Origin of the sequence: Zunongwangia endophytica, from assembly GCF_030409505.1 — a bacterium.
Taxonomy (GTDB): domain Bacteria; phylum Bacteroidota; class Bacteroidia; order Flavobacteriales; family Flavobacteriaceae; genus Zunongwangia; species Zunongwangia endophytica.
Genome location: NZ_JAUFPZ010000002.1, coordinates 3,620,356 through 3,642,941, shown reverse-complemented (window position 1 = coordinate 3,642,941; position 22,586 = coordinate 3,620,356). Strand labels below are relative to the sequence as shown.

The following is a 22,586-nucleotide window of genomic DNA, read 5'->3' as shown; positions in this document are numbered from 1 at the left end:
TTTTTAAAATGTTACTTATTCTAATCAAGTTTCGCAGCACGTAACCTCAGCGCATTTGCAATTACCGAAACCGAACTAAAACTCATCGCCAAAGCAGCAATCATTGGTGATAATAAAATTCCGAAGAAAGGATATAGAATTCCGGCAGCAATCGGTACGCCTATACTGTTATAAATCAAAGCAAAAAATAGATTTTGCTTAATATTCGCCATTACTTTATCACTTAGTTTCCGTGCTTTTAGTACCGCTTTTAAATCGCCTTTTACCAAAGTAATCTCTGCACTTTCTATAGCAACATCGGTTCCGGTTCCCATCGCAATTCCGATATCCGCTTTTGCTAAAGCTGGGGCATCGTTAATTCCGTCTCCCGCAGCAGCTACTTTTCGTCCTTGTTGCTGAAGTTTTTCAACCTCTCTCATTTTATCCTGTGGCAGCATTCCAGCTTTAAAATCAATTTCCATTTCATCGGCAACTGCTTTGGCTGTACGTTCGTTATCGCCGGTAAGCATAATAACATCAACGCCATCTTCTTTTAGCTTAGCAAGCGCCTCTTTACTTGTTTTCTTTATCGGGTCTGAAATCACTACGAAGCCTTCAACCTTATTTGCCACACTTAAATAAGAAACCGTTTTTCCTTGTTGCTGAAATTCTTCAATTTGACGATCTATTTTTTCTGAAGTATTAATACTCATTTCATCTAAAATCGCCTTATTTCCCAGCGCTAATTTTTTCTGCTGAAATTCTCCAATTACGCCTTTTCCGGTAATCGAATCGAAATTTGAAGCTTCTTCAATTTTAATTTCCTTCTCTTTAGCATATTTTATCGTTGCTGAAGCTAATGGATGTTCGCTATGGCTATTTAAAGCAGCGATAAATTGTGCAATCTCATCTTCTGAATAATCCCCAACACTCACTATTTTTTCTACGGAAGGTTTACCCTCTGTAATGGTTCCGGTTTTATCGATAATTAGTATATCAATCTGATTCATCTGCTCCAAAGCCTGAGCATTTTTAATCAATACTCCATTTTGCGCTCCTTTCCCTATTCCTACCATAACCGACATTGGCGTAGCTAAACCTAAAGCACAAGGGCAAGCAATAATTAGAACCGCAATAGCATTTACAAAAGCATAAACATACGATGGCGACGGACCAACAATAGCCCAAATCACAAAAGTGATAACCGAAATTAATACCACAATCGGCACGAAATACCCTGAAATTTTATCGGCTAAACGTTGAATTGGAGCTTGCGATCTACTAGCATCGTTTACCATCTGGATAATTTGCGAAAGCAAGGTTTCATCGCCCACTTGCTCGGCAATCATCGTGAAAGAAGAATTCCCGTTTATAGTTCCTGAAGTTATTTTATCTTCAGCAGATTTCTCTACAGGAACAGGTTCTCCGGTAATCATACTTTCATCAATAGAAGATTTTCCTTCTTTAATTATTCCGTCTACCGGGATTTTTTCTCCGGGTTTTACTTTTAAAATATCACCTTCCTCAATCTCATCAATCGCTACAACTTCTTCTTTTCCATCTTTAATTCTAGTCGCTTTATTGGGCGCCAGTTTCAGTAATTCTTTTATAGCCGAATTGGTACGATCGTGTGCTCGGGCTTCTAACATTTGGCCTAATAGTACCAAAGTTAAAATTACCGTAGCGGCTTCAAAATAAACATGCACCGTTCCCGCTTCCGTTTTAAACTGATCGGGAAAAATATCTGGAAATAATAATCCTAACACACTAAAAACCCAAGCTATCCCAGAACCGATTCCTACCAGTGTAAACATGTTTAAATTCCATTTCACTATAGATTTCCAGGCGCGTTCAAAAAACATCCAGGCGGTATAAAATACTACCGGGATCGATAATCCAAATTGCACCCAATTCCAATATTGTAAATCCATAATTTGGTAAAGCGGATTCTCATTTAGCATATCAGACATTGCAATGAGAAAAATCGGCAACGCAAAGGCTATAGAAAGCCAAAACTTTTTACGCAGTTTTAAATAAGTTGAATTTTGCGCATCGGGTTCAGGATCTTTAGCAACCAGATCCATACCGCAAATTGGGCAATCCCCAGGCTCATCTTCCTCGATCTCTGGATGCATTGGGCAGGTATATGTGGTATTTGAAGCACTTAAAATTTGCTCTTGCACTAAATCCATTCCGCATACGGGGCAATCTCTCGGCTCATCATACATTTTATCTCCCTCGCAGTGCATTGGGCAATACCACTTACCATTTCCTTTAGCTTTAGGCTTCTTTTTCTTTTTAGTTTTTTCTGAATGATGATGCTTATGATCTGCTGAATGAATTTCATATCCACCACCATCATTCTTTAAAGCTTCCTGAAACTTTTCAATCTTGATATGATGATGCATACTGATAGTCGCTTCTGCTTTTTCAAGGTTCACTTCAGCATTTTCGACTCCTTCAACATCATTTAAAGTTTTTTCTACATGAGAGCGACAACCATTGCAAGACATTCCGCTTACATGATAATTATGTGTCATTAGTTTTTCTTCGGAAGTATTTTTTCCAGTAGGAATCGATATTTGATAATTTCCACCGGCATTTTCTAAAGCTTGCTGAAATTTTTCAAGTTCAATATGATCTTTCATAGAAATTTCGGCAATACCTTTTTCAAGATTCACTTTGGCATTTTCGACTCCTTCTACTTCATTTAAAGTTTTTTCTACATGAGAGCGACAACCATTACAAGACATTCCGCTTATTGTATAAGAATGCGTCATTAGTTTCTCTTCGGAAGTATTGTTTTCAGTAGGAATCGATATTTGATAATTTCCACCTGCATTCTTTAAAGCATGCTGAAACTTTTCAAGTTCAACATTATCTTTCATAGAAATTTCAGCAATACCTTTTTCAAGATTTACCTCAACTTTTGTTACTTCCGGAATATTTTCAAGCGCTTTGGTTACATGAGATTTGCATCCCTGGCAACTCATTCCGCTTATAGTACAAGTATGCTTCATAATTATAGACTTGAAATTCTGAATTACAGACTTCCGTCCTTTTTTAGTTCAATCTAAATAGTATTCTAATACACAAAAGTAAAATAGTCCTAATAAATTCTCTTTTGAAATTATGGTAAGTTATTTCAATTTTAAAGCGACTAGAAGATTTAATTATCAAATAGCATGATATGCTTTGCTTAATAATTAGTGAAGTAAGTATGTGGTGAAATGATTACAAACAACTAAACAGAATCTAAGCCTTTTCGACCTTTTAGTTGCTTTTTTTTGTAGGCTGAAGGAGTAATCCCGGTTTGTTTTTTAAAGGAAGTCGATAAATAAGCCGCAGTAGAAAAACCAAGTTGATCGGCAACTTCAGCAATACTCAATTCATCATATTCTAAAAGTTCTTTGGCTTTTTCAATCTTTAGTTTATTGAAATACGACTGGATGCTTTGTCCTTCTTCCGCAGTAAATAAATTGGTAATAAAACTATAATCGTGATGAAGCTCTGCACTTAAGATTTCTGATAATTTCTTTTGATCGGTACTATTTGAAATCTCATTAATCAAAACAGATTTTATATGATTGATGATACGTTCATTCTTAGATTGTAAAAGCTGAAAACCTACTTTTTCCAATTCCGAAGACAACTCATTTTGTTCTGCTGCAGAAAGATCTCTTTCTAAAATCGCTTCCCCTAAACTCACTTCTTTATACGGAATATCGAGTTTAGACAAAATAGCTTCTACCGTCGCGATGCAACGGCCACAAACTATATTTTTAATAGGAATCGCGTTATCTGCCAAAACTCTAATTTTAAAAAGATCTCTCGCTCAATATATGAACGAGAGAATGATGCTTAATTTATATACTTACTTTTTTCGTCATTCCGGACTTGATCCGGAATCTCATACAAATGCGAAAAAAAATTAATGTTATGAAACCCTGAATCAAGTTCAGGGTGACGACATTTATAATTAATCGCGGACGCTTTTTTACTGAATAGTTTTTTCTACTCTACCGCAATGCAACATTTTATCTCCAAAATACGGATTATTAATTTCTTCGGAAGCTGCAAACCAAGATGCTCCTTTTCCGTCGAAAGCCATTGGGCAAAACTGCTTATAAATTTCTCCGGAAGCAATAGCATTTTCGAGCACCGGTTCTATCAAAACCGTTAATTCAGAAAATACTTTTCGTTGTGCTTCTATAGCCGTCTCTTCTGAAATTTTAGTCGCTAATTCAGCAATTTCAGCATTCTCGAAACCGGTCATTTTCTTGGCTGCCTTTTTCGCAGCATTTGCATCGGTAGCCACCAAAGCATCTTTCAATTGTAAATAAGCAGCGTATTCTGAAGCTACTTTTTCATCATTAAATTTAGCATTTTGGACTATCGTTTTAGCATTATCATCCTGAGTCATTTTTACATCTTCCTGCGTAGCATCAGTAGCAGATTCTTTGTTTTCCTTACAGCTGGTAAAGCTTATAATTCCAGCTGAAAAAGCGATAAAAAATAGATTTCTAGGTATACGTTTCATAATTCTTTATTATTAAATTTAATTTCGAACATTATTTTGCTTCATTCAGGACTTGATCCGGAATCTCATCATTATGGGAACCCTGAAACAAGTTCAGGGTGACGTCATACTATTTATCCTTATTTGGTAAAATTCTAATCGTTTCTCCGCATCCTAACATTTGCGAGCCAAAATATGGATTTTTAATTTCCTTATTTCTACTAAGCCAGGTAGCACCAAGATTGTTGTTCGCCATTGGGCAGCGCTGAATATAAATCTCGTCGATTTCATCGAAATTCGATACCAGCGCAATCATATTTTGTGAAAGCGCAATAAAATGCTCTCGTTGCGTCGCAATATCTTTTGAAACACTTATCGCTTTAAATTTATCCTGAATAGCTTTAACATAAGAAGACAATATTTTATTCAATTCCGCCGTATCGATATTGTTGATTTTTGCTGAAGTTTTTTTCGCTGCCTGCCTTGTTGAAGTAGCATCGCTAGCTACCAGATCATCCTTCAATTGTAAATAATCCTGAATCACCGGTTTTAGTGCTAACTGAAAACTTTTTGATAAATCCATTTCCATTACCTCTGCATTGCTATTATTATCAGTCGGATTCCGACTCATCATCGATTTCTTTCCTTGCAATTGCGCTGCGGCATCCACGGTAAAAGTTCCGTTAGTTACCACCTCATCGCCTTTTTCCAAACCTTCAAGAATTTGGTAAGAATCGGCAATTTCGCTACCTAATTTCACTTCTTTCATTTCAAACTGAGGAGAATTAGCATCGGATTTTAAATAGACTACAGAGCGCTCTCCCGTCCACATTACTGCAGATTTTGGCACACTTATTTTATCATCTTCTGCCGCCTCCAAATCAACCTCTGCTTCTACAAACATTCCCGGTTTTAATTTACCTTCAGGATTTTCTAAAACAACACGTACCTTCGTTGTTCTGGCTGAATTATCCAAAACAGGATTAATAAAATCTATAGTACCGCTAAAGTTTTGATCGGCGAATGCATTAACCGAAATTTGAAGTTTTTGCTCCTCTTTTAAATTTGATAATTGCTGCTCGTAAGCATCCAAAATCGCCCAAACTTTAGTAAGATTTGCTATTTTAAATAATGGCTGACCTCGATCTACATAATCCCCTTGGCTTACCATTTTCTCCGTCACTGTTCCAGAATTTGTTGCAAAAACAGGGAAATTCTCTTTTACTTTCCCATTTTCTTCAATCGAATTTATTTGCGAATCACTCAGTTTCCAATTTTTTAATTTATTACGTACTGCCATGTATAATTTTGGCTGAGACTCTTTTAATCGTAAAGCCGTTAGCAGTTCCTGTTGCGCGGCAACTAATTCAGGAGAATAAATAGTAGCTAACATTTGCCCTTTTTGGATTTCTTCTCCGGTAGTATTTATAAAAAGCTGCTCTATACGTCCTGAAAAGTAGGAAGCTTGTATAGCATTCGATTCTTCATTAGCTTCTAATACTCCCGATAATTTAACTACTTTATTTCTACTAGAAATTCCTACAACAGTAGTCTGAATATTGGCCAATTTCATTGCATTTTCAGTCATGGTAAATCCAGCAATATCGGTACTATTTTGATCGGCAGGAATCAACTCCATTCCACATATCGGGCAATCTCCTGGTTCAGATTGTATAATTTGCGGATGCATTGCGCAGGTCCATTTCGTTTCTTCGCTTTCAACTTTATCGTTATGCTCCGTATGAGTTTCCTGCTGAGAATCTACATTTCCACTAAAGACCATATACCCAATAAAGAGTCCGATTATTAAAGCTAAACTTGTATATATAACTGTTTTTTTCATCTGTTGTTTTTTATTCCGATCTCCATTCAGTATCGATAATCATCATAATTAATCCTGAATATTATTTTCACTTGTTCAATCCAATGAGATGCTGAATCAAGTTCAGCATGACGACCGGACTTTTTCTTATGTGCTTAGCATTCGCTAATGTCTTCTAAGTCATCCCGGACTTGATCCGGGATCTCATTTTCTAAATTCTATACTCTCTATTCTAAATACTCAATACTCATTTCTAATCTACTAAATACTCCACCATCGCAGCTTGCTTAAAATAATCACTTACCGCTTCGGCCAATTTCATTTGATATTCCAATCGCATTTCTTGAATATCCAAAACATCTCGAAAATCTAAAGTTTCGCTTTCGTAACTGCGCATTAAAATAGCTTCAGCATCTTTGGTTAACTCTATATTACGAAGCTGAATTTCTACTGAATTTCGAGCCGAATTCCGATTTTCTAAAGCTTTAGATAACCTACTTTCCAATTCATTTAGTCTTTGATTTTTAGTAGCTGAAACTTGCTTTTTACGAAGTTTATTTTGAGCTGTAACCGAAGAATATTTATGATTGAAAATTGGCACAGAAAAAGAAATCATCGGCATTACAATATCTTTTCCGTTATCCGGAATCGCCATATCGGTACGCGTTCCCACATTAATATAATCTAAACCCAAACCAAATTGAGGGGCAGCTTCCTTTTGATTAATAGCTTCAGCAAAATCTATACTTTCCAAAGTTTTATCGAGTTTGGATAATTCCGGATGTATTTTTATAGCTGAAAACTTCGCTTCTTCCCCAGGTAACAATAGCGTATCGATTATTGCTACGGAAGCATTATTTTCTTTATTTAGCAGACGATTAAACGCTACTTTTTCAGCATTCAAATTATTTTGAAGATTGATTAACTGATCTTTTAATTTATTTTGCTGCATCTGAAGTTTTAGTATATCAACGGCTCCTGCTTTTCCCACTTCTACTCCGTTTAAAGCCAATTCTTCATAAACTCGCAACAAATCAATATTTTCCTGTACAACTTCAATTTTTTTTTGCCATTCATATAACTGAAAATAGGCACTAGAAACCGACAATCTTAGTTTTCGTAATGCGGTTTCAACTTCAATTTGATCCTCTTCTGCAAGAGAACTAGCATAATGCTGCTTCGCTGAAATCGTTCCGAACCAAGGAAGCATTTGCTTTACTGAAAATTTTGCTTGCTGTGGACCCGTTCTGGTTTCTGGTTCGCTAACAAAATATCCTGCAGAAAATTCGGTATTTGGCAACGAATTTACAGCATTGATCTGCTCTTTAGAAATATCATATTTAGCTCGGATCGCCTCGACCATAGGATTACTCTCCTGAGCTTCCTGAATATAAGCCTCTAATTGTTGGGCTTCCGTTGCAAAAGAAAACAGCAGCATCATCCAAATAGGTAGTATTTTATATGTTTTTTTAGTTAACATTATAGTTCACGGTTTACAGTTTTTAATTTTTGAGCTTTCAGCTATCAGCTTTTTTAATCAGTATTTAAAATATTTTATTCCCTTACTTCAATCAAAATCTTTACAATCTTTCGTCATTCCGGACTCGATCCGGAATCTCATCCACAACGTTATGAGATGCTGAATCAAGTTCAGCATGACGTTCATATTTTATTTTCTAAATTCAACATTTAGCATTCAAAATATTGAATCCTGTTTCTTTTATCTCTTGTCTATTATCTAAAATCTAGCTTCTAACTACTCAATTCTCTTCTCTTCAACACCATCTCTTTCTTCCAGCAAAACAACACCGGGACTACAAAAAGTGTGATTAACGCGATTAGCATTCCGCCAAAACTTGGTATCGCCATAGGGATCATAATATCACTACCGCGACCTGTACTCGTTAAAACCGGCAACAATGCTAAAATTGTCGTTGCTGTTGTCATTAAGCATGGCCGTATTCGTTTCTCTCCGGCTTCCACCACAGAAGCTCGAATTGCTTTGATATTCTCTGGTTCGTTTTTACTGAAAGTCTGAGTAAGGTACGTTGCCATCACCACACCATCATCGGTTGCAATTCCGAAGAGCGCAATAAAACCAACCCAAACGGCAACACTTAAATTAATGGTATGCATCTGGAATAAGTCTCTAAGATTTTCGCCAAACAGACTAAAATTTAAAAACCATTCTTGTCCGTAAAGCCAAATCATTATAAAACCGCCACCAAAGGCTACGGCTATTCCGGTAAAAACAATAAAAGAGGTGGAAACCGATTTAAACTGAAAATACAGAATCATAAAAATAATCAGTAAAGCCAGCGGAACTACTATAGAAAGTGTTTTGGCTGCACGAAGCTGATTTTCGTAGTTTCCGGTAAACTCATAATTGATTCCCTGCGGAACTTTTAATGCTCCGGAGTCTATTTTTTGTTGAATTTTTTGCTGTGCATTTTCCACGACATCAACCTCAGCAAAACCATCCATTTTATCAAAAAGTACATAGCCGATTAAAAAAGTATCTTCACTTTTAATCACTTGCGGGCCTTTTTCGTAACGTATTTCTACCAGCTCATTTAGCGGAACAGGCTTTCCTCCTTCTAGCGGAACATAAATACTCTTTAAATCTTCTGGAGAATCGCGAAGTTCTCTTGGATAACGTACTCTAATGGAATAGCGCTCTCGCCCTTCAACCGTTTGGCTTAGCATTTTTCCGCCAACTGCCACTTCTAAAACATCCTGCACATCGCTCACCGAAATTCCGTATCTCGCTAATCGATCTCGTTTAATATCAATTAGCAAATAAGGTTTCCCTACAATTCGATCGGCAAACACGGCTTCTTTGTTTACTCCTTCAGCTTCTTTTAAAATTTCTTCCAGCTTCATTCCAAAAGATTCTATTTCCGCCAAATCTTGTCCTTTAACTTTAATTCCCATTGGAGCGCGCATTCCGGTTTGAAGCATTACCAATCTGGTTTCTATAGGTTGCAGTTTTGGCGCTGAGGTGATACCCGGTAATTTTGTAGCTGATGAAATCTCGTTCCAAATATCATCTGGCGAATGTATTGAAGGACGCCAATTCCTGAAATACTCACCATCATCATCGGGAATTAGTTGTTTTCGATTAATTTTAAAGCTTGAATTTATCGAATCTGGGATATCTCTTTCAGTAAACCGATTGCTTCCATCGATGGCTAGCTTTTTATTTTTCAGTATAAAAAAGCCACCTTCATCAATTTTGTAGCGTTGGCGCTCGCCTTTTTTATTCAGCATAAATTCTGATTTATACTGAATAATATTCTCGTACATATTTAAAGGTGCAGGATCTAAAGCAGACTCGATTCTCCCGGCTTTTCCAACCACAGTTTTAATTTCAGGAATATAAGCAACCGCCATATCCAATTGCTGTAAAATTCGTTTGTTTTCAGAAACTCCGGCGTGTGGCATCGAAGTTGGCATCAGTAAAAATGAACCTTCATTTAACGAAGGCATAAATTCTTGCCCCGTGTTTCGCATTATTACAAAACCGGCACTAATAATTGAAATTGGAAGAATTAGAAATAAAATTTTATTCGCCAATGCCCAATGTAAGATTCGAGTATAATTTCTTCGGAATAATTGAAAAAAGAATAGCAAACCAAAACATAGTATCGCGACCATAATTACATTCCAAAAAACAGCCGTTTCCAAACCAAGTGGTCTCCAAAATATCGCTAACATCAACACGATAGAAGTTGAAATAATACCCACAACAATCCAATTATGTTGTTTTTCAGAAGTAAAACGTTTTGCTTTTAATATTCCCGAAATACCTAAAGCTATTAAAACCAAACCAAGCCAAATTCCATAAAAAACAGCAGCAATTCCGAATAAGATCAAAATTGCCTGAATTCCTAAATTGAAGTTTTTACGGATTGTTCTTTTTCTGAAAATACTAGCAGCAAAAGGCGGAATTAAAAATAATGCAACAATAATAGAAGCAGTAAGCGCCATGGTTTTTGTGAAAGCCAGTGGACGGAATAATTTACCCTCTGCACCAACCATAGTAAATACAGGTACAAAACTTATAATTGTGGTTAGAACCGCAGTAATAATTGCTCCAGAAACTTCAGTCGTAGCATTATAAACTACCGTATTTATCGGTGAATTTTGTTCATCTTCATCTATATGCCGAATAATATTTTCTGAAAGAATCACGCCTACATCGACCATGGTTCCAATTGCGATGGCAATCCCAGAAAGTGCTACAATATTGGCATCGACATTAAAAAATTTCATGGCGATAAAAACCATCAAAACTGCTACAGGAAGTAATCCCGAAATAAGAATCGAAGCTCTCAGGTTAAAAACCATAATCACAATAACAAAAATCGTGATTAAGATTTCTAAACTTAGCGCCTCGTTTAAGGTGCCTAAGGTTTCATTTATCAATTCCGACCGATCATAAAACGGAACAATGGTAAGCTGTGAAGTGGTCCCATCGGCTAATTTTTTAGAAGGTAAACCACCACTTATTGACGCAATTTTATCTTTTACATTTTCGATAACTTCCATTGGGTTAGCGCCATTTCTGGCAACTACTACTCCGCCAACCACCTCGGCGCCTTCTTTATCTAGAATTCCTCGGCGTGCTGCTGGGCCTAAAGATACTTTGGCAATATCGCTTACTTTTAAAGCTGCAAAATCTTTAGAAGAGACTACCGCATTTTCGATATCCTCGATAGACTTTACATATCCCAGTCCACGTACCAGATATTCTGCCTGATTAATTTCTAAAGTTTGTGCGCCAATTTCTCGATTACTTTCTTTGACCGCTTTTACAACCTCCTGTAAACTGATGTTGTATTGACGCATTTTTTCAGGCTGCACATCAATTTGATATTCCTGAACATAACCACCAATCGAAGCAACTTCTGAAACACCACCAGCGCTAGACAAAGCATATTTCACATAAAAATCCTGAATACTTCGTAATTCCTGGAGATCCCAACCGCCGGTAACATTTCCATCTTTATCGCGACCTTCTAAAGTATACCAATAAATCTGGCCTAAAGCGGTGGCATCTGGCCCTAAAGAGGGACTAACTTCTTCCGGTAGCAATCCGTTTGGTAAAGAGTTTAATTTTTCCAGAATTCGGCTTCGGCTCCAGTAAAATTCTACATCCTCTTCAAAAATGATATAGATACTTGAAAAACCAAACATCGAAGAACTTCGAATGGTTTTAACTCCAGGTATTCCCAACAAAGAAGTTGTTAATGGATAAGTAATTTGATCTTCTATATCCTGTGGCGATCGTCCATCCCACTTAGTAAAAACAATTTGTTGATTTTCGCCAAGATCGGGTATAGCATCTACTGCTACGGGATTGTGCGGCAGCGCTCCTAGACTCCATTGGAAAGGTGCATTCACCATTCCCCATCCTACTAAAACAATAAGTAAGATAACGGCAACTAGTTTATTTTCAATTAAAAATTTAATGCTTTTATTCAGCATAAAAAGAAATATTTGATCTTAAAAAACACATCAACTCAGCCTAAAAAAAAGGCATAACAAAATCATCGAAACATAGCTATGTTCCGATTTCTAAATGTGTTTAAAATCAAATACGAAAAACCTGATCTTGCAACTGAATATTGCAGACCAGTTTTGGCGGGGAGTAATCTTTAAAAGGAATAAAATCTGGTTCTGAGATCTCAAAAATTTGCCAATAAAAATAGACAAAACCAGTAATAAATAATTGCTGCTGAAAATCTAGATTATCGAAACTATGCTTCAGCTCATCTTGGCCTTTTACTTCTAGCTTTTTATTGGTACAGCAGGATTCTGTTTTTACGGAAGCTTCAGAAGAAGTTGAAACCATTTCCATTCCGCAGGTTTTGGCTTTTTTGAAAACCGAACTATCTACTAACTTTTTTCCGCAGAAATGCTGATCTACCGTAAAAGACAACGTAGAAAACAACACCAAAACGGCTAAAACTAAAGCAGATATGTTACCTAGAACCTGTTTCATGAATGCTAACGATTATTCGTCAGATTATAAATTTAGTACAAAAATAATAGAAATTTGATAAAGAGAATTTCAAATTTTATGGAAAATCTTTCAAACGGACTTCTTTGCGTGATTATTCATCCGATAATAATAAAAGGCCGGTAAAAGCACCAATATGAATATGGGATGGATTAGAAAACGTCGAACATAAAAAAGAGCGAGAAAATGTTCATTCTCAATAGTAAATACCAGATACGTAAATACGCTTCCTGCTAAAACCAACAACAAAAGAAATAATACCGTTGCAAACTTTACAATATTGCGATCTATAAATGCAATGGCTAAAATCGCTATAGAAATGAGGCTGTTTAATGTGTACCTAAAAAAAGTATTCAAAATCAACAAAGAATGATCGAAATCTGGAAGTCTATCTCTTAGATAATCTGAATATTTAAAAAAATCAATTAGTGGATCATAAAAAATAATAGATTCATAGTACCGAATAGCCGCTAGGACTACTACTAAAATCCCGATGAAAAATATTCGATATCTAGTCTTCATTCTTTTCTAAATTAGCGTACACTCTTACCCAAAAGATCCATAATAGAATAACGGTTCCGTAAATAATCAACGGAAAAACGATTTCATGTAAAAATGATGCGTAATTAGGATATTCGTAAATTCCGATAGTTAGTAATGCAATCCGAATTAAATTCATCGTATAAATAAGTACACTTCCCGCCAAAATATAAAAAATGCTCGTTCGCATTTTGGCGAAAAAAGAAAGGATAAAAGAAATAAAAAGGATAATCACACTAATACTATTACAACCTTCTACCACCCGAACCAGAAAGTTATCACCTATAAAAACTTTCATAGCAGGTTCTTTTGTATGCGGTTCTAATCTTACAGTGTATCCAAAAAACTCCATCAACGCTACACTTTGCTTACTTACCAAATTAGTAATTAGATCTGGGTAATATTGCGTTTGCCCTTCGGAATAAATTAAATAAGAATTATAAAGCACTGAAAGCAGAAAATAACTTCCCAGAAAAACGGCTATAAACCGAATAACAACACTGTATTTTTTAAAAAGCTGAAGCAACTGTAATGAGTTTCAACAAATTTAGACAAAAGGCTGTAACAGAAATGAGATTTTAAATACTTTTGCCAAAAAAATTGAACCCTATGCCCTTTGATAAATTAAGACCACAGGTTGAAGAAATTCTAAATACTAAAGAATTATCTGTTGATGATCGATTAACGCAGGTTTGTGAATTATTGATGGAAACCATTCCTTATTACGATTGGGTTGGTTTTTATTTTAAGAATGGAGATAAGGAAGAACTAAAACTTCGATCTTTTGCCGGGGAGCCTACCGATCACGATATTATTCCTTTTGGAAGAGGAATTTGCGGGCAGGTCGCCGTTTCTAATGAGAACTTTGTAGTACCAGATGTAAAGTCTCAAAACAATTATATAGCTTGTAGTATCAATGTAAAAGCTGAAATTGTTGTTCCACTTTTTGTAAACGCAGAAAATATTGGACAGATCGATATCGATTCTCATACTCCAGATCCATTCTCTAAGGAAGACGAATCGTTCTTAGAATTTGTAAACGAAAAAGTTGCTGAAATACTGGAGAAGTAATTCAGTTTGCAGTTGCAGTAAGCGATTGGTCCTAAAAAATAGAAAACCTCACAATCCCGATGGTTATCAGGATCGTGAGGTTTTTTTATTTTTTGCTTACGAGCAATACTTGCTCTCTTATCTCAAATCTAAATTCTAAATTCTAAAAGCGTTGCGGTCTAACTAAAATCTACATTCCTGTTCTAATTGCTTCAACAGGATCTAAACGCGATGCTGAAATTGCAGGAATTATCCCAGAGACTAAACCAATTATCGCTGAAACGGTAGTTCCCAAAATTATATTTCCGAAGGAAAGAATAAATTCAAAATCGCCGGTAAAATTAGAGGCAATAATCGTTGTAATCCAGACGAAAAATAGTCCGGCGGCACCACCAATTATGGCTAAAATAATAGCCTCAAAAAGGAATTGAAAAAGTATAAATTTATTTTTAGCCCCAAGGGATTTTTGTATTCCTATAAGATTGGTGCGCTCTTTAACACTTACAAACATGATGTTTGCAATCCCAAAGCCACCTACCAGTAAAGAGAATCCGCTAATTACGAGTCCGATCATATTTAAAGTTCCCGTAATATTATCGATCATATCTGTAAATCCTTCTAATTGATTAACAAAAAAGGTACTTACCTCACCGGGTTTTATTCCGCGGAAAGTTCTTAGGCGCTGCTCTAATACTGCAAGGAATTCGGCATTATCGACATCATATTCAGGTTTTAGTAATATTTGCGGAAAAATGTTTCTGTTATTTTCCCCATAAATTCTTCGAGTAACATTTACAGGCACATAAACCTGGCTGTCTTTGCTGCTGCCAAACATTGAGGCACCTTCTTTTTTGAGCAAGCCGATTACCGTAAATTTTCTACCATACATTCGTACTTGTTTCCCTATAGGATCTATACTTCCAAATAGATTTTCAGCAATTTCACTTCCCATTACGATCACAGGTGATCCACTGGCAGCCTCAGATTCGTTAAAAAAACGACCTTCTGCAATATTAATTGCTTCGATATCGTAAACCTCACTTCCAGCTGCTACAATGTCAACGCCAAGACTACTTGCTTCTTGATATTTTATAGTTTCAGCAGGAACATTTTGAGTAAAAGTAACCGCCTTGGCATCTGGCACATTTCGTTTCAGAAATTGATATTCTTCATAAGTAACATCTGGAAATTGTTGTCGCTTCCATCTGGGAATATCAGAAGGACCAAAATTAAATCGCATAACAATGGTTGTACTGTTATCCAGACTATTTAAAGATCCTGAAATTTCATTCTTTAAAGAATCTACAGCCGCAAGCACTCCAATAATGGAAAAAATACCTATCGCAACGCCAAGTAGCGAAAGAAAAGTACGCAAAAGGTTATTTTTAAGGGCGTTAATCGCAAAATTAAAGCTCTCACCAAGCACTCTTAGAAATATAAGCATAATAAAACGGCTGCTTTTTTAGACTGAATTGTTTATATGACGCACAGCTTAAATATTCGTTACAAAATTTATTTAGAAATAAGCAAAAACACCTTTAAATTTTTGCCTTAAATACTTACTTTTGCCACTTTAACAAACACAACAAAATGAGCAATTTGAAACAAGCCAAATCTGCATTAATATCAGTATTTAATAAAGATGGTTTGGCTCCCATCGTTGAAAAGCTTAACGAACTGGGAATCACGATCTATTCTACCGGCGGAACAGAAAAATTCATTAAAGATCTAGGCGTAGAAGTTGTTCCTGTAGAGGATGTAACTTCTTATCCTTCAATTTTAGGTGGACGTGTTAAAACTTTACATCCTAAAGTTTTTGGTGGAATTTTAAATCGCCAGGATAACGAAAGTGATGTTAAAGAAATTGCTCAATACGAAATTCCACAAATTGATATTGTAATTGTGGATCTTTATCCTTTTGAAAAAACAGTAGATTCTGGAGCTTCTGAAGAAGATATCATCGAGAAAATCGACATCGGCGGGATTTCTCTTATTCGTGCAGCTGCAAAGAACTTTAAAGATGTACTTTGTGTTTCTTCTGTAAACGATTATGCTGAATTTTTGGACATTTTGAATGAAGGAAATGGAGAGACAAGCCTAGCGCAACGTAAAAATTTCGCGGCTAAATCTTTTAATATTTCCTCTCATTACGACACGGCTATCTTCAACTACTTCAATACTTCAGAAGAAATTCCTGCTTTCAAACAGAGCGTTCAGGAAGGGAAATCTTTACGCTATGGAGAGAATCCACATCAAAAAGGAACATTTTTTGGAGATTTCGACGCCATGTTCGATAAACTCCACGGAAAAGAATTATCTTACAACAACCTTTTAGATGTTGATGCTGCAGTAGTTTTAATGAACGAGTTTAAAGGTGAAGCACCAACATTTGCCATTTTAAAACATAATAATGCCTGCGGACTTGCACAACGCGAGACCATAAAACAAGCGTATGTAGATGCTTTGGCAGGTGATCCTGTTTCAGCTTTCGGCGGAATTCTAATTGCAAATACAGAAATTGACAACGCTACTGCGGAAGAAATTCACTCTTTATTTTGCGAAGTGGTAATTGCACCATCTTTTTCTGAAGAAGCTTTAGCAACTTTAAAAGGAAAGAAAAACAGAATTATTTTAATACAAAAGGAAACTGAACTTCCAAAAAATCAAGTTCGTACTTGTTTAAATGGAGTTTTAGTTCAGGATAAAGACAATAAAACCGATGTTTTAGACGATTTATCTTACGCGACAACTAATAAGCCAACAGAACAGGAAATTGAGGATCTTTTATTTGCTTCAAAAATTTGTAAGCATACAAAATCCAATACTATTGTTCTAGCTAAAAATAAACAGCTTTGTGCAAGCGGAACCGGGCAAACGTCTCGTGTAGATGCATTAAGACAAAGCATCGAGAAAGCAGGTTCTTTCAAATTTGATCTTAAAGGAGCGGTAATGGCGAGTGATGCTTTTTTCCCATTTCCTGATTGTGTAGAAATTGCAGGAAATTCAGGAATTTCAGCAGTAATTCAGCCAGGTGGTTCTATCAAAGATCAGTTAAGTATCGATTATTGTAATGATAATGATATTGCAATGGTGATGACAGGGACCCGCCATTTTAAACATTAATAGAATACATTTTACCAATACATAAAATAACATATGGGATTTTTTGATTTTCTCATTGAAGAAATAGCGATAGATTTAGGAACTGCCAACACCCTTATCATTCACAATGATAAGGTGGTGGTAGATAGTCCTTCGATTGTAGCCAGAGACCGTACATCTGGAAAGATTACGGCTGTGGGGAAAGAAGCGGCGATGATGCAGGGAAAAACACATGAGAATATCAAAACGATACGCCCATTAAAAGATGGTGTAATTGCCGATTTTGATGCTAGTGAGAAAATGCTCACCATGTTTATTAAAGAAATCCCGGCACTTAAGCGTAAAATGTTTACGCCAGCTTTAAGAATGGTGATCTGTATCCCATCTGGTATTACAGAAGTAGAGATGCGTGCGGTAAAAGAAAGTGCCGAGCGTGTAAACGGTAAAGAAGTTTACCTTATTCATGAACCTATGGCTGCGGCTATTGGTATTGGTGTAGACATCATGCAGCCAAAAGGGAACATGATTGTAGATATAGGTGGTGGTACTACAGAAATCGCTGTGATTGCGCTTGGCGGAATTGTTTGTGATAAGTCTATTAAAATTGCTGGTGATGTTTTCACTAATGATATTGTGTATTACATGCGTACGCAACACAACCTATATGTTGGTGAACGTACTGCGGAAAAAATTAAAATTCAGATTGGTGCTGCTACTGAAGATTTGGAAGTTCCACCAGATGAAATGAGTGTACAGGGTCGTGATTTACTTACAGGTAAACCAAAACAGGTAAACATTTCTTATAGAGAAATTGCTAAAGCTTTAGACAAATCTATTCTTCGTATCGAAGATGCTGTAATGGAAACCTTATCACAAACACCTCCAGAACTTGCTGCAGATATTTATAATACTGGTATCTATCTTGCCGGCGGTGGATCGATGCTTAGAGGTTTAGATAAACGTTTATCTACCAAAACCGACTTACCGGTTTATATTGCAGAAGATCCATTAAGAGCTGTTGTTAGAGGAACCGGTATTACTTTAAAAACACTTAATAGATATAAAGGCATATTGATAAAGTAGGAGAAGCAATAGCTTATGCAGCAGATATTCAATTTTCTGATTCGGAACAAGAATAACATTTTGTTCTTGGTCTTGCTTGCGTTTTCTGTTTTCTTAACGATACAAACCCATTCGTTTCATAAAAGTAAATTTATAAGTTCCGCCAATTCTGTTACTGGCGGAATTTATTCTTGGAATAATAACATTCAGGATTACTTTTATCTGGAAAAATACAACCAGCGTTTGGTAGAAGAAAATAAAAATCTTCGTAATGTCATAAGACAATTAAGCGGAAAAGATACAATCCCGAATTATACAGATACTACGTACATTTCAGATTATATATTTAGAAGTGCCGATGTTATTAACAATAATTTTTCAAAAAGAGACAATTATATTACGCTTAATAAAGGTGAAGACGACAGCATCGCTCCAGAAAATGGTGTGGTTACCAGTAAAGGTATTATTGGTATTATAGATCGAACCAATACCAGCTATTCTCGTGCTATTTCTATTTTGAATTCGCAATCTAAAATCAATGCGCAATTAAAAAAGTCTAACCATTTTGGAAGTTTAGTTTGGGATGGTAAAAATCCTAATCTTATGCAGCTTACCGATGTGCCAAAACAAGCGCCGGTATCTAAAGGAGATACTATTATCACCGGTGGTAAAAGTTTAATTTTTCCTAAAGGCCTTTTGGTTGGAACAATCGAGGATTTTAAATTGGATCATACCGAAAGCTATTATACTATAAATGTTAAGCTATTCAACGACATGACCAATATCGGATATGTCTACGTAATTGAAAACAAGAACAAAGAAGAAATTCTTTCTTTAGAAGTGGATGACGATGAATAGCAATTTAATTTCAAATATTTTACGTTTTATAGGTCTTGTGTTATTACAGGTTCTTGTACTAAACAATATAAATTTCATGGGATATGTAAATCCCTATCTTTATATTTTGTTCCTGTTACTCTATCCATTTAATTCCAATCAAAGCTTGTTTTTATTCTTGGCTTTTTTATTAGGATTATCGGTAGATATTTTTGAAGATAGCGGAGGAATACATGCCGCTGCATGTTTAGTTGCCGCTTTTTTAAGACCTAATTTACTTCGATTTTCTTTTGGTATAAGTTATGATCATCAAACCTTACGTCTTTCTTCTACTCCACTAGGAGCTAGAATAAGTTATGTGGTACTTATGGTCGTAATTCATCACTTAGTATTATTTTCTCTGGAAATGTTTAGTTTTAGTCATATAATACTTATACTTAATAAGACGTTATTTTCAAGTATATTTACTGTGCTTGTTATTTTACTTAGTATCGCACTTTTCAGCAAAAAATATCGATGAGAAGAATTCTTTTATATATTATTATACTTACCACGGGAATGATCTTTTTAGGAAGATTATTTTACCTTCAGGTAGTAGACGACAGTTTTGCGGTTCGCTCTAATAATAATGCTGTAAAAGTAGTTTACGATTATCCTCAACGTGGTTATATCTACGATCGCAATGGCGAATTGATGGTTTCCAATCAGCCTTCCTACGATGTAATGGTGATCCCGAGAAACCTAAAACCATTTGATACTACCGAACTTTGCAATATTGTAAGTTTGGAAAGAAAAGAACTAGAAAGAAGACTAGATAAGGCTAAGATATATTCTCCGTTTTTACCTTCAGTTATAGTACCTCAACTTACAAAAAGCGAGTATGCATTTTTACAGGAGAAAATGCGTAATTATGAAGGGTTTTATATTCAGAAGCGATCTTTAAGGGATTATCATGTAGATCACAGCGCCAATGTGCTGGGTTTTATTGCTGAAGTAAGCCCAAATACTATAAAAAACAATCCGTATTACACCAGTGGTGATCTTATTGGTCGTAAAGGTGTAGAAAGCGTTTATGAGGATACACTTAGAGGCGTTAAAGGTGTAAAATATATTCAGAAAGATAAGCTGAATCGTGATATTGGACCTTATAAGGATGGAATTTACGATACGTTACCAGAAAGAGGAAAGGATATAAAAATTTCGGTAGATTCCGACTTGCAGGCTTATGGTGAATATCTAATGACCAATAAGCGCGGTGGAATAATTGCTATAGAGCCTGCTTCTGGAGAAATTTTATCGATGATTACGGCACCTACTTATGATCCTTCAGATTTAGTTGGACGAAAAAGGTCTCCAAATTTCAGTAAAATGTGGTTAGATTCTACAGCAAGACCACTTTACGATCGCAGTATACTTGCGCAATATCCTCCCGGTTCTCCATTTAAAACAATGAATGCTTTAATCGGACTTCAGGAAGGCGTTGTAGATACCGATGATACATTTTCGTGTCATCATGGATATACTTATGGTCGAGGTAGAAAAATGGGATGTCACTCCCATTCCAGCCCGTTAGCCATGACACAAGGAATTGCACAATCCTGCAACTCTTATTTTGCCCAGGTTTATCGTAAAATCATAGAAAAGTACCCAACTCCGCAAGAAGGCATGGATGCCTGGCATAAGCATGTCGCAAGTTTTGGGCTTGGTGATTATATGGGTAATGATCTAAGCACCGGAAGACCCGGAAAAATACCGACTTCAGAATATTACAATAAAATATACGATTATCCTACTTACAAATGGTTTGCTACCGCTACGCTATCTAATGCGATTGGCCAAGGAGAAGTTTTGTTAACGCCTATACAATTGGCAAACATGACGGCGACCATTGCTAATCGAGGCTGGTATTATACTCCGCATATCATTAAAGAAATTGATGGTAAAGGAATTACTGACGAGAATTTTACTAAAAAACATCATACCACTATCGACCCTGAAAATTTTGAACCAGTGGTTGAAGGAATGCACCAGGTTTATAAAAACGGTACTGCTAGTGCTTTACAGATTGACGGTATCGAAATTGCCGGTAAAACTGGCACTGCTGAAAATTTTGTGAGAGTTAATGGTAAAAGAATGCAGCTTACAGATCATTCTATATTTGTAGCTTTTGCGCCGGTAGACAATCCTAAAATTGCCATCGCTGTTTTTGTAGAGAATGGTTATTGGGGTGGTAGATATGGCGGTAAAATTGCCAGTTTGATGATTGAAAAATATTTAAAAGGAACCATAACAAGAACAGATTTAGAAAAGTTTATTATGGATCCTAAGAATAGTTTAGAAGATGAGTATGAAAAACCCTATAGCGGAGAACCTTTCCTAATCAATGATGGCAAGAAAAACGGCTGGCTTTGATTGGCTAACGATTTTAATTTATTTACTACTAATTTGTTTTGGATGGGCCAATATTTATTCGGCCTCACTAGGCTCGGATCCGTCGGGCAGTTACTTTAATCTTAATGAAGTCTACGGTAAACAGGCTCTCTGGATAGGTCTAAGTATTTTCCTGATTGTAATTATTCTCGCGATCGAAGTCAAATTCTATCAGCGATTCTCAAGTGTTATTTATATCACCGCTCTTGTTTTATTGGCGGGACTTTTTGTTTTTGGTAAAACAATTTCTGGAGCAACCTCGTGGTATGCTATAGGTTCGTTCAGGCTACAACCTTCTGAGTTTGCAAAAATTGCTACAGCATTAGCTCTGGCAAAATATGTTAGTGATATACAAACTAATATTAAGCTCTTTTCTCATCAATTTAAGGCATTTATAATTGTTGCTTTACCTGCAATTTTAATCGTGCCGCAACCTGATCCCGGGAGCGCAATGGTCTATGCCGCATTCTTTTTTCCTTTGTACAGAGAAGGTATTTCTGCATTGTATTTAGTATTGGCATTATCTGGTGTATTCATATTTGTAGGCACCCTTCTTTTAGGGCCAATCTGGGTTACCGCTGCAGTTATTGTTTTAGCTGCACTAAGTTTTCTTCTGAAGAAAAAGAAGCGACCTGGAATTCCATTATTGCTATTTATAGTAATTGCATCTATCGGACTTTCATTTTCGGTAAATTATATCTTTAATAATGTTTTTGAACAACGACATCGTGATCGTTTTAATATTGTATTAGGGAAAGAAGTAGATAGTCGTGGTATTGGATATAACACCAATCAGAGTGAAATTGCCATTGGTAGTGGTGGCTGGACAGGTAAAGGCTGGACTGAAGGAACACAAACTAAAGGGCACTTTGTACCAGAACAGCACACCGATTATATCTTTAGTACTGTAGGTGAAGAGTGGGGCTTCCTTGGGAGTGCTGCTGTTGTCTTTCTATTTGTCTGTCTAATGCTCAGATTAATTTTTCTAGCAGAACGCCAGAAATCGCAGTTTAATAGAATTTATGGCTATAGTGTAGTGGGAATAATATTCCTCCACTTTATGGTAAATATAGGGATGGTTATAGGGATCTTTCCTACCGTTGGAATTCCATTACCATTCTTCAGTTATGGTGGCTCGGGATTATGGGGTTTTACTATTCTAGTATTTATTTTTATAAGACTTGATTCAGACCGTCTCTCTTTTTGATGCTGAATATTTA

The 22,586-nt window shown here is 36.1% G+C and carries 17 protein-coding genes; 7 read left to right on the top strand and 10 right to left on the bottom strand.

The annotated features are described in order from the left end of the window. Positions 1 to 20: 20 nt before the first annotated feature. The 9 genes from QWY91_RS15880 to xrtF all read right to left on the bottom strand — a co-directional run bounded on the left by QWY91_RS15880 (position 21) and on the right by xrtF (position 13,411). Entirely contained in the window at positions 21 to 2,999 is a 2,979-nt protein-coding gene (locus QWY91_RS15880; protein WP_290236480.1) for a heavy metal translocating P-type ATPase, read from the bottom strand. Positions 3,000 to 3,223: 224 nt separating this feature from the next. Beyond that, complete coding sequence (locus QWY91_RS15875) at positions 3,224 to 3,787, bottom strand: helix-turn-helix transcriptional regulator (RefSeq protein WP_290236479.1); 564 nt, start codon at positions 3,785 to 3,787, stop codon at positions 3,224 to 3,226. 189 nt (positions 3,788 to 3,976) lie between these two features. Beyond that, positions 3,977 to 4,519, bottom strand: a complete 543-nt coding sequence (locus tag QWY91_RS15870; RefSeq protein ID WP_290236478.1) for a DUF3347 domain-containing protein — start codon at positions 4,517 to 4,519, stop codon at positions 3,977 to 3,979. Between the two features lie 109 nt (positions 4,520 to 4,628). Next, entirely contained in the window at positions 4,629 to 6,341 is a 1,713-nt protein-coding gene (locus QWY91_RS15865) for an efflux RND transporter periplasmic adaptor subunit (RefSeq protein WP_290236477.1), read from the bottom strand. A gap of 232 nt (positions 6,342 to 6,573) precedes the next feature. Continuing rightward, positions 6,574 to 7,800: a TolC family protein gene (locus QWY91_RS15860; RefSeq protein ID WP_290236476.1), complete on the bottom strand. Its 1,227-nt coding sequence runs from the start codon at positions 7,798 to 7,800 to the stop codon at positions 6,574 to 6,576. A gap of 272 nt (positions 7,801 to 8,072) precedes the next feature. Continuing rightward, the gene (locus tag QWY91_RS15855; RefSeq protein WP_290236475.1) at positions 8,073 to 11,810 is read right to left on the bottom strand and encodes an efflux RND transporter permease subunit; all 3,738 of its coding nucleotides are present in this window, start codon (positions 11,808 to 11,810) and stop codon (positions 8,073 to 8,075) included. A 106-nt stretch (positions 11,811 to 11,916) separates the two neighbouring features. Further along, positions 11,917 to 12,327: an HYC_CC_PP family protein gene (locus tag QWY91_RS15850; protein ID WP_290236474.1), complete on the bottom strand. Its 411-nt coding sequence runs from the start codon at positions 12,325 to 12,327 to the stop codon at positions 11,917 to 11,919. A gap of 90 nt (positions 12,328 to 12,417) precedes the next feature. After that, positions 12,418 to 12,867 carry an exosortase F system-associated membrane protein gene (locus QWY91_RS15845; RefSeq protein WP_290236473.1) on the bottom strand — a complete coding sequence of 150 codons (450 nt, stop codon included), beginning with the start codon at positions 12,865 to 12,867 and terminating at the stop codon, positions 12,418 to 12,420. Further along, positions 12,857 to 13,411: an exosortase family protein XrtF gene (xrtF, locus tag QWY91_RS15840; protein ID WP_290236472.1), complete on the bottom strand. Its 555-nt coding sequence runs from the start codon at positions 13,409 to 13,411 to the stop codon at positions 12,857 to 12,859. The genes QWY91_RS15845 and xrtF overlap by 11 nt, the downstream gene beginning before the upstream one ends. An 83-nt stretch (positions 13,412 to 13,494) precedes the next feature. On the opposite strand from xrtF, the gene QWY91_RS15835 reads away from it, so the two are divergent. Beyond that, a complete protein-coding gene (locus tag QWY91_RS15835; RefSeq protein ID WP_290236471.1) occupies positions 13,495 to 13,956 on the top strand; it encodes a GAF domain-containing protein in 462 nt (153 codons plus the stop codon). Positions 13,957 to 14,125: 169 nt separating this feature from the next. Here QWY91_RS15835 and QWY91_RS15830 read toward each other — a convergent pair whose 3' ends face one another. Continuing rightward, positions 14,126 to 15,379: an ABC transporter permease gene (locus QWY91_RS15830; RefSeq protein WP_290236470.1), complete on the bottom strand. Its 1,254-nt coding sequence runs from the start codon at positions 15,377 to 15,379 to the stop codon at positions 14,126 to 14,128. Between the two features lie 146 nt (positions 15,380 to 15,525). Between QWY91_RS15830 and purH the strand changes: the two genes are divergently transcribed. The 6 genes from purH to rodA are packed head-to-tail and all read left to right on the top strand — an operon-like array spanning position 15,526 to position 22,573. After that, positions 15,526 to 17,058 (top strand): bifunctional phosphoribosylaminoimidazolecarboxamide formyltransferase/IMP cyclohydrolase, encoded by a 1,533-nt coding sequence (gene purH, locus QWY91_RS15825; RefSeq protein WP_290236469.1) that lies wholly within the window; start codon positions 15,526 to 15,528, stop codon positions 17,056 to 17,058. A gap of 33 nt (positions 17,059 to 17,091) precedes the next feature. Beyond that, a complete protein-coding gene (locus QWY91_RS15820; protein WP_013070169.1) occupies positions 17,092 to 18,120 on the top strand; it encodes a rod shape-determining protein in 1,029 nt (342 codons plus the stop codon). A gap of 15 nt (positions 18,121 to 18,135) precedes the next feature. Continuing rightward, complete coding sequence (gene mreC / locus QWY91_RS15815) at positions 18,136 to 18,957, top strand: rod shape-determining protein MreC (protein ID WP_290236468.1); 822 nt, start codon at positions 18,136 to 18,138, stop codon at positions 18,955 to 18,957. Next, complete coding sequence (mreD, locus tag QWY91_RS15810) at positions 18,950 to 19,456, top strand: rod shape-determining protein MreD (protein ID WP_290236467.1); 507 nt, start codon at positions 18,950 to 18,952, stop codon at positions 19,454 to 19,456. Before mreC ends, mreD begins: the two co-directional genes overlap by 8 nt. Continuing rightward, entirely contained in the window at positions 19,453 to 21,348 is a 1,896-nt protein-coding gene (gene mrdA, locus QWY91_RS15805) for a penicillin-binding protein 2 (protein WP_290236466.1), read from the top strand. Before mreD ends, mrdA begins: the two co-directional genes overlap by 4 nt. Beyond that, on the top strand, positions 21,323 to 22,573 hold the full coding sequence (gene rodA / locus QWY91_RS15800) for a rod shape-determining protein RodA (RefSeq protein WP_290237115.1): 1,251 nt from the start codon (positions 21,323 to 21,325) through the stop codon (positions 22,571 to 22,573). Before mrdA ends, rodA begins: the two co-directional genes overlap by 26 nt. Positions 22,574 to 22,586 lie beyond the last annotated feature (13 nt).